The 15,909-nt window shown below is 56.0% G+C and carries 12 protein-coding genes; 5 read left to right on the forward strand and 7 right to left on the reverse strand.

What is annotated here, in order from left to right; genetic code table 11:
- Positions 1-9: 9 nt before the first annotated feature.
- Positions 10-1,311, reverse strand: a complete 1,302-nt coding sequence (locus N1249_RS06860; protein WP_023335029.1) for an MFS transporter — start codon at positions 1,309-1,311, stop codon at positions 10-12.
- Positions 1,312-1,601: 290 nt separating this feature from the next.
- On the opposite strand from N1249_RS06860, the gene N1249_RS06865 reads away from it, so the two are divergent.
- Positions 1,602-2,675 (forward strand): LacI family DNA-binding transcriptional regulator, encoded by a 1,074-nt coding sequence (locus tag N1249_RS06865; protein ID WP_259835924.1) that lies wholly within the window; start codon positions 1,602-1,604, stop codon positions 2,673-2,675.
- On the opposite strand, the gene N1249_RS06870 is transcribed toward N1249_RS06865, so the two are convergent.
- From N1249_RS06870 to N1249_RS06885, 4 genes are all read right to left on the reverse strand, one after another.
- On the reverse strand, positions 2,672-3,934 hold the full coding sequence (locus tag N1249_RS06870; protein WP_259835927.1) for a DUF1479 domain-containing protein: 1,263 nt from the start codon (positions 3,932-3,934) through the stop codon (positions 2,672-2,674). The genes N1249_RS06865 and N1249_RS06870 overlap by 4 nt on opposite strands.
- 148 nt (positions 3,935-4,082) lie before the next feature.
- Positions 4,083-4,898 (reverse strand): Cof-type HAD-IIB family hydrolase, encoded by an 816-nt coding sequence (locus N1249_RS06875; protein ID WP_259835929.1) that lies wholly within the window; start codon positions 4,896-4,898, stop codon positions 4,083-4,085.
- Positions 4,899-5,116: 218 nt separating this feature from the next.
- On the reverse strand, positions 5,117-7,549 hold the full coding sequence (locus N1249_RS06880; RefSeq protein WP_259835931.1) for a formate C-acetyltransferase/glycerol dehydratase family glycyl radical enzyme: 2,433 nt from the start codon (positions 7,547-7,549) through the stop codon (positions 5,117-5,119).
- Between the two features lie 4 nt (positions 7,550-7,553).
- Positions 7,554-8,453, reverse strand: coding sequence for a glycyl-radical enzyme activating protein (locus N1249_RS06885; protein WP_259835934.1), 900 nt, complete (start codon positions 8,451-8,453; stop codon positions 7,554-7,556).
- Positions 8,454-8,581: 128 nt separating this feature from the next.
- Between N1249_RS06885 and fsa the strand changes: the two genes are divergently transcribed.
- Entirely contained in the window at positions 8,582-9,244 is a 663-nt protein-coding gene (gene fsa / locus N1249_RS06890; protein ID WP_259835937.1) for a fructose-6-phosphate aldolase, read from the forward strand.
- An 89-nt stretch (positions 9,245-9,333) separates the two neighbouring features.
- On the opposite strand, the gene moeB is transcribed toward fsa, so the two are convergent.
- Together moeB and moeA are read right to left on the reverse strand one after the other, a co-directional pair.
- On the reverse strand, positions 9,334-10,086 hold the full coding sequence (gene moeB / locus N1249_RS06895; protein ID WP_259835940.1) for a molybdopterin-synthase adenylyltransferase MoeB: 753 nt from the start codon (positions 10,084-10,086) through the stop codon (positions 9,334-9,336).
- A gap of 2 nt (positions 10,087-10,088) precedes the next feature.
- The gene (moeA, locus tag N1249_RS06900) at positions 10,089-11,321 is read right to left on the reverse strand and encodes a molybdopterin molybdotransferase MoeA (protein WP_259835943.1); all 1,233 of its coding nucleotides are present in this window, start codon (positions 11,319-11,321) and stop codon (positions 10,089-10,091) included.
- Positions 11,322-11,510: 189 nt separating this feature from the next.
- On the opposite strand from moeA, the gene iaaA reads away from it, so the two are divergent.
- Genes iaaA through gsiB form a run of 3 tightly spaced genes read left to right on the forward strand, consistent with a single transcriptional unit; the run spans position 11,511 to position 15,894 of the window.
- Positions 11,511-12,449 carry a beta-aspartyl-peptidase gene (gene iaaA / locus N1249_RS06905; RefSeq protein ID WP_259835946.1) on the forward strand — a complete coding sequence of 313 codons (939 nt, stop codon included), beginning with the start codon at positions 11,511-11,513 and terminating at the stop codon, positions 12,447-12,449.
- 11 nt (positions 12,450-12,460) lie between these two features.
- A complete protein-coding gene (gsiA, locus tag N1249_RS06910) occupies positions 12,461-14,332 on the forward strand; it encodes a glutathione ABC transporter ATP-binding protein GsiA (protein WP_259835949.1) in 1,872 nt (623 codons plus the stop codon).
- A gap of 23 nt (positions 14,333-14,355) precedes the next feature.
- Positions 14,356-15,894 carry a glutathione ABC transporter substrate-binding protein GsiB gene (gene gsiB, locus N1249_RS06915; RefSeq protein ID WP_259835952.1) on the forward strand — a complete coding sequence of 513 codons (1,539 nt, stop codon included), beginning with the start codon at positions 14,356-14,358 and terminating at the stop codon, positions 15,892-15,894.
- Positions 15,895-15,909: the final 15 nt, after the last annotated feature.

Genomic DNA, 15,909 nt, shown 5'->3' on the forward strand with positions numbered 1-15,909 from the left:
CATCCACTATCAGGCGCGTTTAGCGCGACGTTCAGCAATAAATGCCACCAGGAAAACAGCGCCAATCAGGTCAAAGAAGCCCATGGCAATGAACAGCGGGTTAAAGCCGATTTTGTCGGCAGTAACACCAATCAAAAGAGAGAACAGGAAACTGGCGATCCACGCCGCCGAGCCGCGCATCCCGTTGACGGTGGCCATCTGGCCTTTATCAAACGACTCCACCACCAGGGCGCTTAACATGCAGGAGATAATCTGATGCCCAAAACCCCCGATGGAGATCAGCACAATAGTGATATACGGGTCGCGGGTAATGGCGACGATGCCCAATGAGATCATCAGGAACGCGCCGGTGACGGAACTGGCCACCACTGAGTTCACGCGGGAGCAACCGAACAGCCGGGTATAAAGACGTGTGAGGTAACCACTGGCCACGCTGCCGAGATCTGCGGCAAGGAACGGCAGCCAGGCGAACATCGCAATCTGTTTCAGATCCATGCCGTGCTCTTTGGCAAGGTACAGCGGCACCCAGAAACTCAGCACCGCCCAGGCGGGCTCAGCCATAAATGCCGGAATAGCGATACCGTAAAAGCGTTTGTTTTTAGAGACGGTTTTAAGCGCGGTCAGGAACGGCAGTCTCACCGCCGGCGGTTCGTTATCCTGCTTGATAAACGCCAGCTCGTCCTTGCTCAGATTTGGGTGCTGCTCTGGGTTGTGGTAGAACGCCCACCAGAGGATCACCCACAGCAGCGCCAGCACACCGGTGAACATAAATGCACCCTGCCAGCCGAATGAGGCATGGGCAAAGTAGATAATCGGCGGCGCCAGCATCGCGCCAATCGAAAAGCCGACACCCGCCCAACCGGCGGCCACAGGGCGTTCAGATTTCGGGAACCATTCGCCGATGGTTTTAGCATTCGCCGGGGTGGCCGCTGCTTCCGAGGCGCCCATAAAGAAGCGCAGGATCGCAAGATGCAGCCAGCTTCCAGCGCCCGCGTGGAAAATACACATCAGCGCCCAGATCCCGGCGCAGACCATAAAGCCAATCTTCAGGCCGATAACGTCAATCAGCCAGCCACACAGCGGCTGGAAAATGGTGTAGGCAATCTGGAACGCGCCGACGATCCAGGAGTATTGCTCGGTGGTGATACCCAGGCTCTCTTTCAGCTCGGGTGCAAGTATTCCCAGTGAGTTACGGGTGATGTAGTTAACGGTGACGCCAAGTAAAAACAGCACCAGCACGTACCAGCGCAGGTTCTTGATGACGCGACGGGTTTTGCTTGTCGCAACGGTGTTATTGATATCCTGACTCATTTCTCTCTCCACAAGAGGGACGGTAGGGGGCAGACGTTTCGGATGTCACACACATTTTTATATGGCTTTGATAGTTATCCGTTTTGCTGATACAAGTTGCTATACAACTAGTATGGAAGCTGTGTGATAAATTCACAGTAAGGGAGAAAATGGGCAGGCAATAGCAGATTTTGTGCAAGCTTTCTCATAACTGGCCGCAATCATTTGGCATCATTGCGTCTAACGCACTGTTTACCTGATATTCACGTTATGAAAATTTTTTCATTTCGCAAATGGAGCAAGATCACAAAATGGATAAAAGGCTAAAAATCGCTGAAATTGCCGCCCGCACTCAGCTTTCCATTAGCACGGTTTCGCGGGTGCTGGCAGGCAAAGCGAACACCAGTGAAAAAGCGCGCAGCAAAGTGCTGGAGTGCGCGCGGGAGCTGGGCGTGATGGACGGCATGGCAGCGGGCAGGCTGCTGCTGAATAGCCTGATGGTCTTTGCGCCGCAGCGGGCATTTGATGAGCGGTCCGACATCTTTTACTACCGTGTGATCCAGAGTGTGAGTAAAGGGCTGGCGTCTCATGAAGTCCGGCTGCGCTATTGCGCGCTGGAGGAGAACGACAGCGACGCCCAGCTCTTTCTGGCACGGATGAATGAAGTCGATACGCAGGCCGCGATTTTACTGGGAATAGACGATCCGCATATCCACGATCTCGCGGTGGATGTAGGTAAACCCTGTATGCTGATCAACTGCCGCGATCGCCTGATGCGCCTGCCTGCGGTTGCTCCTGACCACCGGGCCATCGGTGAACGCGCGGCTGAGTATTTGTTTGAAATGGGGCACCGTGAAGTGATGACCGTACTGTGCCTGCGTCGTTACACTATGGAGCTACGTCTGGCGGGCATTCGTGAAGCGTGGCAATACCATAACCTGAAATTTACGGACAAGCGTGACCTGCTGGTGGTGCCAAGCTTTAGCGCGAAAGAGACCGAACAGCTGGTCAGCGAATGGCTTCGTCAGCGAGAGGGGAAAGATCTGCCCACGGCGTTTTTAGTTGGCGGTGATTTTATGGCTGCGGGAACCATAAGCGCCTTGCAAAAGCACGGGCTGCGCGTGCCGCAGGATGTGTCGGTGATGAGTATTGATGGTTTTAACCTGGCGGCCATCCAGGATGTACCGCTCACGGCGATACACGTGCCGCGCGATGAACTCGGGACAGAAGCAGTGCATATGCTTCAGCAGCGGCTGATGCGCCCGACGGCACCGGTAGGCACGTTATTGCTGAACGGGACGCTGACGATTCGGGGATCGGTACGGCGGATACGTCAGGGGAAACGACGCACCGCCGTTGAGCGGGAAGGATTATACGACAGTTAGATCATGCCCAGCGCGCGCTTACCGTGGATATTCAGGTCATTCACGGTAAAGCGATCCTGCCAGGTGGTTTCATAATCTTCACGCGGGAAATCCCCCGGAGATGCGCCGGTTTCCAGCGCCGCTTTCACCTTTTTCGCATAGGCGAGGTTTTTCTCGCACATCGGTGCGGCAGGGATATACATCACGTTACCCCAGCCTTGTTGTTCCTCAACCGGTGCGACGGAGTGGATCACATCGCAGTGCCACCAGACGGAATCGCCCGCTTCCAGCGCCGGAATGCTGGTTAACGCTTCGATTAACAACGGATGCCATTTCTCAGAAATCGGCAGCACGCGGCCTGGTGCCACGCCACAAAGTTCATCTTCCGGTACATCGTCCAGCAGTGGGCGCAGCAGAATGTAAGCCATCGCTTCCGGGATAGGCACTACGTGCAGCAGGCCCTGACCCGGGATCATATCCGACAGCGCCGTCCAGCCCTGGAAGGTACGGAACACAGAACACTTCGTGGTGTTATCCACGGTGTACTCTTCCACTTCGGTACGGTGCGCGGCATTCCACGGATCGTATTTCTCCACATTGCCGTCAAACACGCGAGCAAACACCTGCTGGTAAGCCGGCAGCAGCCAGCGCTCCAGCGCGCCGGAATCGGTGTGCGCCCCCAGGCCTTTGGAGGTGGTTCCCGGCGGACGACGGCGAATACGGTCTGGATAAATGACGCTCACATCCGGGTTGAACCACTGTTTGCCGTTGCTCTCGAATGTCCATAAACGGTTCAGGAACGATTGTACCTGGGCCATCTCTTCGCTCTGGCGAGCCTGCATCTGCGCCTGTGACCAGTAGATCGGGTAAATTTCCGGGCGGGAAGCCGTTAAGGTGCCGAAAAAGTTATCGCCCGGGCCTTTATACACGTCATCGAACTGATTGAGATCGAGGTAGTCGAGCATCGAGTTATCCCATGCCAGCGCCTGCTCGCGAGGGAAGTGACCTTTGATCACCGCACAGCCGCGGCGTTTTACTGCGTCCCGCTGTGCATCCGTGATCTGACCGTTTTTGACATCCGCAAACGGGATCACCGGCCAGACGGACTCGCCCTTATTTTTCAGCGCATTAATCTCTGCCACACGGGTAGCGATTTTATCACTGAGCTTGTCGAACACCGCCTGAACGTCACCGATCTGCGCACGTAATTCGCGTTTCATCTGACGGATTGCTGCTTTGTGGTCCGCAGGCAAAATTTCACTGGTAAACGTCAACGTCATAACTGCCTCGCATCTTTCATTCGAAAGTAAAAGTATCTACAAGTGATACTTTAAGTTAAAAATAAGTTAATGCAAGTTTAAAAACTTGACGTGCAGCACAGGATGAAAAAAGAGTGAGGTGCCGGGGCTGTACCCCGGCGGGAGGCGATCAGAGGTCGAACGGGGAATGCGTGTCGAGCACGGCCTGAATGACATTCAGCGCGCCCTGATTATTGTTATCGTCGGTGCTATAGCGGCTGATCTCTTTAATGCTCTGCGCGGCGTTGCCCATCGCAAACGAGAATTTCACCAGCTTCAGCATTTCTGCATCGTTGCCGCTGTCGCCGATGGCCACACACTCCTGCGGGGAGATTTTCCAGCGTTTCAGCAGTCGGCTAATGCCGTTGGCTTTGTGCAGGCCCGGGATAATCAAATCAACAAAGCCGAAGCCGCTGGTGACAGGTTTCATAATACCGTCCAGCGAGACATGCAGTTTGTCGATAAGGTTCGGGATATCGCTGTCCGGCAGATTCAGGGAGAACTTAAACAGAATGTCGTCGATTTCGCGGTAATCGCTGATGCGTTTTAAGCGGTGATAGTGCTTTGACATCAGTTTCACGAATTCATCGGGGGCCTGATCGCTGACGTAAGCACTTTCGAGCCCGCAGGCCACGAAATTCAGTCCCTTGTCTTTCAGCAGCTCGCCGACGACGATTTGCGACTCATGACGGGTGAGCTCGCCATGGAAAATCTGTTCGCCATGATCGAAAACCAGAGCGCCGTTTTCCGCCACGAAGGAGATCTGCTCTTTCAGCTCCGGGAAGAAGGAGATGAGCTGGTAATACTGGTTGCCGCTGGCGACAACGAATTCAATATTACGGGCTTTAAGCTGCTCAAACTGTGCCTGAAAGCGGTCTCTGTCGTACTGCTTGGCATCATCAAGGAAAGTTCCGTCCATATCGGTGACGATAACTTTAACGGTCATACTGTGCTCCTGGGTCACTGCGTTTGAAACATTCTAATAACAAGGTGACGGGGAGCACAAATTTAATTTCATTCGAAAGTAAAAGCAAAACGGCAACCTCGGTTGCCGTTTTTAATGTTTTCTCCCTCTCCCCGTGGGAGAGGGCCGGGGTGAGGGCATCAGCGTGCGCCTTCCCCCCTCACCCTAACCCTCTCCCTCAAGGGAGAGGGGATACACCGTTACAGCGTATGTTCCGTACGCGCAATAATATCGTCCTGCGCATCCGGCGACAGGGCGGTAAAGAACGCCGAGTAACCTGCGACACGCACCACCAGGTCGCGGTACTGGTCTGGGTGTTTCTTCGCTTCCATCAGCGTTTCGCGCGACACGATGTTGTACTGAATATGCCAGCCCTTATGCACCTCAAAGAAGGTGCGCAGCAGGACCATCAGCTTCTGGCGGTCGCTATCGTTTTCCAGCGTCGCCGGGTTCAGCTTCTGGTTAAGCAGCACGCCGCCGAGAATCGCCTCGGTAGGCAGTTTACCGACTGAACCAATCACTGCCGTTGGGCCAAGATGGTCAGTACCGGACGCCGGACTTGCGCCTTCCGCCAGTGGCGTATGCGCTTTACGTCCATCCGGGGTTGCCATCGTCGCAGCGCCGAAGGGTACGTTTGCGGAAATAGAAGAGGTGCCCGCGTAGTAGTTACCGCCAATCGGGCCACGGCCGTAGCGCGGGTTATGGTACTGCTTAAGTTCCGCAATATAGGTTTCATACGCGCGGGTTAACAGTAAATCGACGCTGTCATCGTCGTTACCGTATTTCGGCGCACCGTTGATCAGACGCTGGCGCAGCTGCTCGTGGGTTAAGCCTTCGTAATCGTCTGCAAGTGCTGCCGCCAGCTGCTGCTGACCGATTACGCCCTGATCGAACACCAGCTTCTTCACCGCCGCCAGGCTGTTGCCAAGGTTGGCGATCCCCACCTGCAGACCGGAAACCCAGTCATACTTCGCGCCGCCCTGCTTGATGCTTTTCGCGCGCTCAATACAGTCGTCCACCAGCGCCGAGCAGAGAATATCGTGGACGTTCTCTTCCAGCATGGTGTCCACCACGTACTCAATCTCGATGGATTTGCGGGTGTAGTAACGGATCTGGGTATCCCAGGCGGCCATCACTTCGTCGAAGTTGTTGAAGTTACCGGCGGAAAGCGCTTTTTCCTGCGGCAGGAACACTTTACCGCTGGTGGCATCACGGCCGCCTTCCAGCGCGGCCAGCATCACGCGCGCAAAGTTAATAAAGCTCATGCCGGTGCAGCGGTAGCCCCATTTGCCACCGACGGCGGTTTCGATACAGCCAATCGCCGCATAATCGTAGGCATCGTCTTTTTCAACGCCGAGTTTGATGAATTCCGGGATCACGATTTCATCGTTGTTAAAGGCTGGCATCCCGAAACCACAGCGGATCACCTGCACGCAGGCGTCGAGGAAATCGTTGCTCATTCCCGCATGGTAACGCACGCTCAGGTTTGGCTGGGTAGAGCGCAGACGGCCACAGGATTCGAGAATGGCGTAAGAGAGCGGGTTCACCGCATCCATCGGCTCGCCGTTCACCAGTTTCTGACCGCCAATGGTGACGTTCTGGTACAGCGGGCTGCCCGCAGACGCTTTCGAGTGTGAGCCCGAGCGGATCTTGTTCACTTCCAGCAGCTTCAGCCAGCAGCTGTGCAGCAGCTCAATGGCGTGTTCGCGATCGAGAGACTGGCTCAGTTCGACATCGCGACGATAGTAAGGGTAGAGATACTGGTCCATACGGGCGAACGACACGGAGTGGCCGTTGGACTCAATCTGCAGGATCAGTTGAATGAAGTAGCACAGCTGCAGCGCCTGCCAGAAGGTTTTTGGCGGTTCGTGGGCAATCACATCACAGTTTTCAGCCATCGCCAGCAGTTCGTCACGGCGGCTTTCACGGGTTTCTGTTGACGCCATTTCACGTGCCAGCGCGGCAAAACGTTCAATGTGCAGGCTGACCGCTTCCAGCACAATATCAATCGCTTTCAGGAACTGATCGCCGTGCAGATCGTCCAGCACGGTCAGGTTAATGCGGGTGCGGCGTTCGGCAACTTTGGCACGCATCCCGTCAAGGCCTTTCTCCAGCACCAGCGGGAAGTTCACGGCCAGGTGCGCGTCACCGGATGTCATATTGCCTTCTGCCTTGATGATGCCGGTTTCCAGCAAGCCTTTTTGCTCGTCGGTAAACATGCCGTAGCAGCGATCCTGCACCGTCTGCCCACGCCACCACGGGCAAATTTCATGCAGCACGCGTTTATTCTCTTCGCTTACCGCGAAACCTGCCCCCGGGCGATCTGCCAGGTCATCAATCTCTTTTTCAATCCAGGAGACGGTGTATTCCGGGAAGATCGGCGCAGCGCGCACTTCGCTTGCCTGGTTACCGATGATCAGCTCATCGTGCTTGATCCAGATGGTGCGTTCAGCCAGGTGATGCGCCAGAGCCAGCGCACGACGTACCGGGATCGGCTTGTCCATGTGCTGCTGATACATTTCGGTGTAGTGCTGCGCGCGCTCGGTACAGACCGGTGGCTTAACAATGTGCACCAGTGCCGTTTTGTGTGCCTTAATGCGGTCGCTGAGGGTGTTGAGATTCAGGGTAGTCATAGGTTTATCCTCGTAAGGTCGCGGTTAACCCTTTCCGGCAGGCATACTGTTGCGCGAAATCCAGCAGCGCAGGGTTATCCAGCGGTTTATCAGGGGCAGAGTAGGGTTGGCTGAGCAGGGTGTATTTGTTCATGCCCAGCGTGTGATACGGCAGAAAATGAATATCGCGGACGTTCAGTTCATCGGCGGCGAAATTAGTGATGGCGGTGATGGAGGCCTCATCGGCGTTAAAGCCCTGGATCAGCGGCACGCGAATGGTGAGCTGTTTTCCGGCAGCGGCAAGGCGCTTAAGGTTATCCAGCACGCGCCTGGCCGAGCCGTCCGTCCACTGTTTGAAGATGTCGCCATCCACGTGCTTCAGGTCGGCCAGAAACAGATCGACATAGGGTAATGAGGGTTCAATATAGTGCCACGGCACGTGGAGACAGGTTTCGACCGCGGTATGAATTCCCTGGTCGTGGCTGGCTTTAAACAGTGCGTGCGCCAGATCCGGGTTCATAAACGGCTCGCCACCGGAGAGAGTGATGCCGCCGCCGCTGCGGTCGTAAAAGGGTTTATCGCGCAGCACGGTCGCCATAATCTCCTCGACCTGCTGTTCTTCACCGCAGACGGTGAGAGCCTGAGTCGGGCAGCAGTCGGTGAGGGCGTCCAGCGTTTGTTCGTTCAGCTTTTCGCGGTGGATGAGCAGCCCGTTTAATGCCCGCTCAATATACCCCGGGGCAGCCTGCTGGCACAGGTCGCAGCCGTCCAGGCACAGGCGAGCGTCAAACAGCACGTCCCGGGTTCGGGAGCGGCTTTCCGGGTTCTGACACCAGCGGCAGCCCAGGGAGCAGCCTTTCAGGAACACCACGGTACGAATACCTGGGCCATCGTGGGTAGAATAACGCTGTATATTGAAGATCATTATTTCGCCTCTCACCTTGCATATGAAGATTAAATTACTTTCGAATGAAAGTTATCTTGATGCAGGTCAACTCTTGAGCGGGTTTTGCCGTGGTAGGGTAAATGCAGGCTAATTTTGAGGGTTACATCATGGAACTTTATCTCGACACATCCGACGTTGCGGCAGTCAAAAAACTGGCCCGCATCTTCCCGCTGGCTGGTGTAACCACCAACCCGAGCATTGTTGCGGCAGGTAAAACACCGCTGGATGTTTTACTGCCCGAGCTGCACGACGCGCTGGGCGGCAAAGGTCGCCTGTTTGCACAGGTGATGGCGACCACTGCAGAAGGCATGGTGGAAGATGCGCGTAAGCTCCGTGCCATTATCAATGACCTGGTGGTGAAAGTGCCGGTGACGGCAGAAGGGCTGGCTGCAATCAAAATGCTTAAAGCTGAAGGTATTCCAACGCTTGGCACGGCGGTATACGGTGCCGCGCAGGGGATGTTGTCCGCGCTGGCAGGCGCTGAGTATGTTGCACCATACGTTAACCGTGTGGATGCGCAGGGCGGTGACGGTATCCAGACCGTTGTGGAATTGCAGCAGTTGCTGTCGCTTCATGCTCCGGAGTCCAAAGTGCTGGCCGCCAGTTTCAAAACGCCGCGTCAGGCCCTGGATTGCCTGCTGGCGGGCTGTGAGTCAATTACGCTGCCACTGGATGTGGCGCAGCAGTTTATTACCTCACCGGCAGTGGATGCGGCGATTGTGAAGTTTGAGCAGGACTGGCAGGGGGCGTTTGGACGGACGTCTATCTGATGGGTGCGGCCTGATGCCCTCACCCCAACCCTCTCCCACAGGGAGAGGGAGCAAACATTAAAACGGCAACCTGAAGGTTGCCGTTTGCTTTAACCTCCGCAAACCTCACACCCCGGATTACGCATCAGCTTCATCTCGCGGAACTGGCAGGTCATCGCGTCATACATCACGATTTTGCCTGCCGCAGGGGTGCCGTAACGGGTCAGCACCTTGATGGCTTCCATCGCCTGCATAGAGCCAATCACCCCCACTAACGGAGCCATCACTCCCGCCTCAACACAGGTCAGCGCATTCTCACCAAACAAGCGGCTCAGGCAGCGGTAGCAGGGCTCGCCTTCGGCGTAAGTGAATACGCTGATTTGCCCTTCCATACGGATTGCTGCCCCGGAAACCAGCGGCGTTTTATGGGCAAAACAACCTGCATTGAGCTGATTACGGATAGCCACGTTATCGGTGCAGTCCAGCACCAGGTCATGCCGGGCGATTTGCGCGAACAGCGCGTCTTCATCCAGCATGGCGTTAATAAGGGTGAACTGAACGTGAGGATTGATGCGCGTCAGTGCCGTTTTTGCTGACTCGACTTTGGCTTCGCCGAGCGTGGCATCGCTGTGCAGCGTCTGGCGTTGCAGATTCGACAGCGACACGGTGTCAAAATCCAGCAGCGTCATGTTGCCGACGCCTGCCGCAGTCAGGTACTGCGCGGCGGCACAGCCAAGGCCACCCAGACCCACCACCAGCACACTGGCGGCTTTAAGCGCTTCCTGGCCGTCGAAGTCAAAACCGCGCAGCACAATCTGGCGGTTATAGCGCAGCATCTCCCGATCGCTCAGTTCCACCGTCATGATTACCCCCCGAACAGGTGGTTAAAGGTTTCCACCTCAACCCATTCGCCTGCTTCCACATGGCCGCGTTCGCGCTCGAGCACGATAAAGCAGTTGCCCTGGCTGAATGAGCTGAAAATATGTGAACCCTGATGCCCCGTGGTGCTCACTTCCAGCTCGCCATCGGCGTTGCGCGCCAGAATACCGCGCTGGAAATCAAGACGACCCGGTGATTTCTTCAGACGGGTCGCCGCCCGAACGCGCAGGCGTTGCGGAAGCGGGCTGGCGTTATTGCCAGACAGTTTTGCCAGCAATGGCTGCACCAGCTGATAGAAGGTCAGGGCGGCGGATACCGGGTTGCCCGGCAGGCCGCAAAACCAGCTGTGCTCCAGCTTGCCAAAGGCGAACGGTTTACCCGGTTTGATGGCCAGTTTCCAGAAGCCGATTTCACCCAGCTCTTCAAGAATGGTTTTGGTGTAATCCGCTTCACCAACAGACACACCGCCGGAACTTATCACCACATCCGCGCATTTATCTGCTTCAATAAAAGCGGCACGCAGTTGTTCGGGATCGTCAGGAATAATGCCCAGGTTGACCACTTCACACCCAAGCTGTTCCAGCATCAGGTGCACCGCCAGGCGGTTGGTGTCGTAAATCTGCCCCTCTTGCAGCGGCTGACCCGGCAGTTGCAGCTCATCGCCGGTAGAGAAAACCGCAACGCGCACGCGACGGATGACGTCGATATCGGCGATACCCAGAGACGCCAGCACCGGCAGCTCTGCTACCGTCAGTTTTTGCCCGGCGCTGAATACGGTCGCGCCAAGCGTAATATCTTCACCCGTGCGGCGGATGTTCTGGCCTGCCTTGACGCTGGCGGTAAAACGCACGCCATCGTCGGTTTGTTCTGTCTCTTCCTGCATCACCACGGCATCGCAACCGGCTGGCACTGGTGCACCTGTCATGATCCGGATGCAGCTACCGGCAGGCCATTCACCGTTAAACGGCTGTCCCGCAAAGGCTTTGCCCGCCACCGGGAGCGCCAGGCCCGTCTGGATATCCGCCAGGCGTACTGCGTAACCGTCCATCGCGGAGTTATCGAATCCCGGCACATTGAGCGGAGAAACGATATCACGCGCCGCAATGCGCCCGAAACAGCGTACTAAGGGCAGCGTTTCGTGGTCTTGCAGCGGGGAAATGCGGTCGAGCATCTGGGTCAGTGCCGTGTCGAGCGGCATCAGTCCGGCGGTAAAATCCATGGGTGGCTCCTGCGGAGTAACAACGAAAGCGCTCATTATGGCAGAAAAGTGCCACTAACTGTATGACCCGATGGGTGTACCCTTTACATCACCGTGGCGTCTTTCTATATTCAAAAATTATCTGAAGAATCAGCAACGATAATGATATTTATAGAAAAAGCCGCTGGTCAGGCGGATGGGTGATGCGAAATGGTTAATGCGGTAATCGCAATTCATGGCGGCGCTGGGGCAATCACCCGTGCGCAGCTCAGTCCCGAGCAGGAAAAGCGTTATATCGACGCGCTTTATAATATTGTGGAAACAGGGCAGCGAATGCTGGAAGCGGGCGAGAGTGCGCTGGATGTCGTGACTGAAGCCGTTCGTCTGCTGGAGGAGTGTCCGCTGTTTAATGCCGGGATTGGTTCGGTCTTTACCCGCGACGAAACGCACGAGCTGGACGCCTGTGTGATGGACGGCATCACCCTTAAAGCCGGCGCGGTTGCCGGGGTAAGCCATCTGCGTAACCCTGTTCTGGCGGCGCGTCTGGTCATGGAAAATAGTCCTCATGTCCTGCTGACAGGCGCAGGGGCGGAACAATTTGCCGTCGCGCACGGGATGGAATCGGTATCGCCTGACCTGTTTTCGACCCCGGAGCGCTACCAGCAGTTGCTGGATGCCCGTTCAGAGGGGATTACACAGCTTGACCATACCGCACCGCTGGATGAGAAAAGCAAAATGGGTACGGTGGGGGCGGTTGCGCTGGATAAAGCTGGCAATCTTGCCGCTGCAACGTCTACCGGTGGCATGACCAACAAGCTGCCAGGGCGGGTCGGCGACAGCCCACTGCCTGGTGCGGGATGCTATGCCAATAACGCCACGGCGGCGGTCTCCTGTACCGGAACCGGTGAAGTATTTATTCGCGCACTGGCAGCGTATGACATTACCGCGCTGATGGATTACGGCGGCTTAAGCCTGGCGGAAGCCTGCGAGCGTGTGGTAATGGAAAAACTCCCGGCGCTGGGCGGTGTGGGCGGGTTAATCGCTGTGGATCATGAGGGGAACGTAGCGTTGCCATTCAACAGCGAAGGTATGTACCGCGCCTGGGGCTATGCCGGAGATGCGCCCAGTACGGGGATTTATCGTGAATAAGGGGGTTATGCGTGCCGCACAGTGAAAAGCTGGACAGCCGTGAGGTTCTGTCGGTTCAACAACTGAATATTGCGTTTCAGGAAGAGCGGCAGTTCGTCCCCGCAGTAAAAAATCTGTCGTTTTCGCTTAACCGCGGCGAAACGCTGGCAATTGTGGGTGAATCCGGTTCGGGTAAGTCAGTCACGGCGCTGTCATTAATGCGTCTGCTCGAACAGTCGGGGGGAAAGGTAGAGTGCGACACGATGCTGCTGCGTCGTCGCAATCGCCAGGTTATTGATTTAACCGAACTGAGTTCATCGCAAATGCAGGGAGTTCGCGGCGCGGATATTGCGATGATTTTCCAGGAGCCGATGACCTCTCTGAACCCGGTTTTCCCGGTAGGTGAGCAGATTGCCGAGTCTATCCGCCTCCATCAGGGTTTAAGCGGCGATGAAGCGCTGGCTGAAGCCAAACGGATGCTGGAGCAAGTGCGTATTCCGGAGGCACAGGCCATTTTGTCGCGCTATCCACATCAGCTTTCTGGCGGGATGCGCCAGCGCGTGATGATTGCGATGGCGCTGTCATGTCGACCGGCGGTGCTGATTGCCGACGAACCGACCACCGCGCTGGATGTGACTATTCAGGCCCAGATCCTGCAACTGATTAAAGTGCTGCAACAGGAAATGGAGATGGGGGTCATTTTTATCACCCATGACATGGGCGTTGTGGCGGATGTCGCCGATCGTGTGCTGGTGATGCACCAGGGCATTGCCGTTGAAATGGGCAGTGTTGAGCAGATATTCCATGCCCCGGAACATCCCTATACCAAAGCCTTACTGGCTGCCGTACCACGTCTGGGCGCAATGAACGGCAGCGCGTTACCGCGGCGTTTTCCGCTGATTTCGCCGGGTGATACCGGGCGACAGGAAGCTGAAACAGAACAGGACACGGTTGTGCCGGGTCAGCCTGTTTTGCAGGTACGCAATCTTGTGACCCGCTTCCCGCTGCGCAGCGGGTTGTTTAATCGCGTGAAGCGGGAAGTTCATGCTGTAGAGAACGTCAGTTTTGATCTCTGGCCAGGTGAAACGCTGGCGCTGGTCGGGGAGTCGGGCTGCGGTAAATCCACCACCGGGCGGGCGCTGTTGCGGCTGGTGGCGTCTCAGGAAGGGAGTATCACCTTTAACGGGGAACGTATTGATACTTTGCCTTCCAGCAAGCTCCAGCCGCTGCGTCGGGATATTCAGTTTATTTTCCAGGATCCCTACGCCTCGCTCGACCCGCGTCATACCGTTGGCTATTCGATAATGGAGCCGCTGCGGGTGCATAACCTGCTCGACGGTGAGGCGGCCCAGCGGCGGGTGGCCTGGTTACTGGAACGTGTTGGATTACTGCCTGAACATGCCTGGCGGTATCCACATGAGTTTTCCGGTGGTCAGCGACAGCGGATCTGTATTGCACGCGCGCTGGCGCTGAACCCGAAAGTGGTGATTGCCGATGAATCGGTGTCGGCGCTGGATGTCTCTATTCGCGCGCAAATCATTAACTTATTGCTCGATCTACAGCGGGATATGGGCATCGCATTTTTATTTATCTCGCACGATATGGCCGTTGTTGAGCGCATCAGCCACCGGGTCGCGGTGATGTTACAAGGGCAGATTGTTGAGATTGGCCCCCGTCAGGCGGTATTTGAAAACCCGCAGCATCCCTATACCCGTAAGCTGATGGCGGCTGTACCGGTTGCTGATCCTGCCCATCGTCACGCCCAGCGCGTGCTGTTGCAGGATGAGATGCCGGGCAATATTCGTAAACCTGGGGAATCGGTGGAGCGCGTGACGCTTCGCGAAGTCAGTCCGGGTCATTTTGTGGCACCTCCGCGTCAGGACAATGCATTCTCGCGGTTATAACTTACAACAGGCAGGAGAACACAATGGTTAAATTTGTTGCTCGTACATGGCTGTTAGCCGCGAGCGTGACGGCAGCCCTGGCCGCAGCCCCCGCGTTCGCTGCCAAAGATGTGGTTGTTGCGGTTGGTTCTAATTTCACGACGCTTGATCCGTATGACGCCAACGACACCTTGTCGCAGGCGGTCGCCAAATCTTTCTATCAGGGCCTTTTTGGCCTCGATAAAGAGATGAAGCTGAAAAACGTGCTGGCCGAAAGCTACACCGTGTCGGACAACGGGCTGGTGTATACCATTAAGCTTAAAAGCGGCGTGAAGTTCCAGGATGGCACCGATTTCAATGCTGAAGCCGTCAAGATTAACCTCGATCGCGCCAGCAACCCGGAAAATAGCCTCAAACGCTATAACTTGTTTAAAACCATCGCCAGCACCGAGGTCGTTGATCCTTCGACGGTGAAGATCACTCTGAAAGAGCCGTTCTCCGCGTTTATCAATATTCTGGCGCATCCGGCAACGGCGATGATCTCCCCGGCAGCGCTGAAAAAATACGGCAAAGAGATTGGCTTCCATCCTGTTGGCACCGGGCCGTACGAACTGGTCACCTGGAATCAGACCGATTTTGTGAAGGTGAAAAAATTCGACGGTTACTGGCAGAAGGGCTTACCGAAGCTGGATACCATTACCTGGCGTCCAGTGGTTGATAACAATACCCGTGCGGCGATGCTGCAAACGGGTGAGGCGCAGTTTGCCTTCCCAATCCCTTACGAGCAGGCGGCAATCCTTGCAAAAAACAGCAAGCTTGAGCTGGTGGCCAGCCCGTCTATCATGCAGCGCTACATCAGCATGAACGTCACGCAAAAACCGTTTGATAACCCGAAAGTGCGTGAAGCCATCAACTACGCGATTAACCGCCAGGCGCTGGTGAAAGTGGCGTTTGCCGGTTATGCAACTCCTGCAACCGGCGTGCTGCCGCCAGCCATTGCTTATTCGCAAAGCTATCAGCCGTGGCCGTACGATCCGGCCAAAGCGCGCGAGCTGCTGAAAGAAGCGGGTTACCCGAATGGCTTCAGCACTACGCTGTGGTCATCGCATAATCACAGTACCGCGCAAAAAGTGTTGCAGTTCACCCAGCAGCAGCTGGCGCAGGTGGGGATCAAAGCGCAGGTCACGGCGATGGATGCCGGACAGCGTGCCGCCGAAGTGGAAGGTAAAGGGCAGAAAGAGAGCGGCGTAAGAATGTTCTACACCGGCTGGACGGCTTCGACCGGCGAAGCAGACTGGGCGTTATCGCCGCTGTTTGCCTCCCAGAACTGGCCGCCAACGCTGTTTAACACCGCGTTCTACAGTAATCCGCAGGTGGACAAAGACCTGGCGGATGCCCTGAAAACCACAAAACCGGAAGAGAAGGCACGTCTCTATAAAGATGCGCAGGACGTTATCTGGAAAGAGTCTCCGTGGGTACCGCTGGTGGTGGAAAAACTGGTTTCGGCGCATAACAAAGCGCTGAGCGGGTTCTACATCATGCCGGATACGGGCTTTAGTTTTGATGACGCTGATTTGAAATAAAAGACTCATTCCCGC

This window comes from Enterobacter sp. CP102, assembly GCF_025152625.1.
GTDB classification, from domain to species: Bacteria; Pseudomonadota; Gammaproteobacteria; order Enterobacterales; family Enterobacteriaceae; genus Enterobacter; species Enterobacter soli.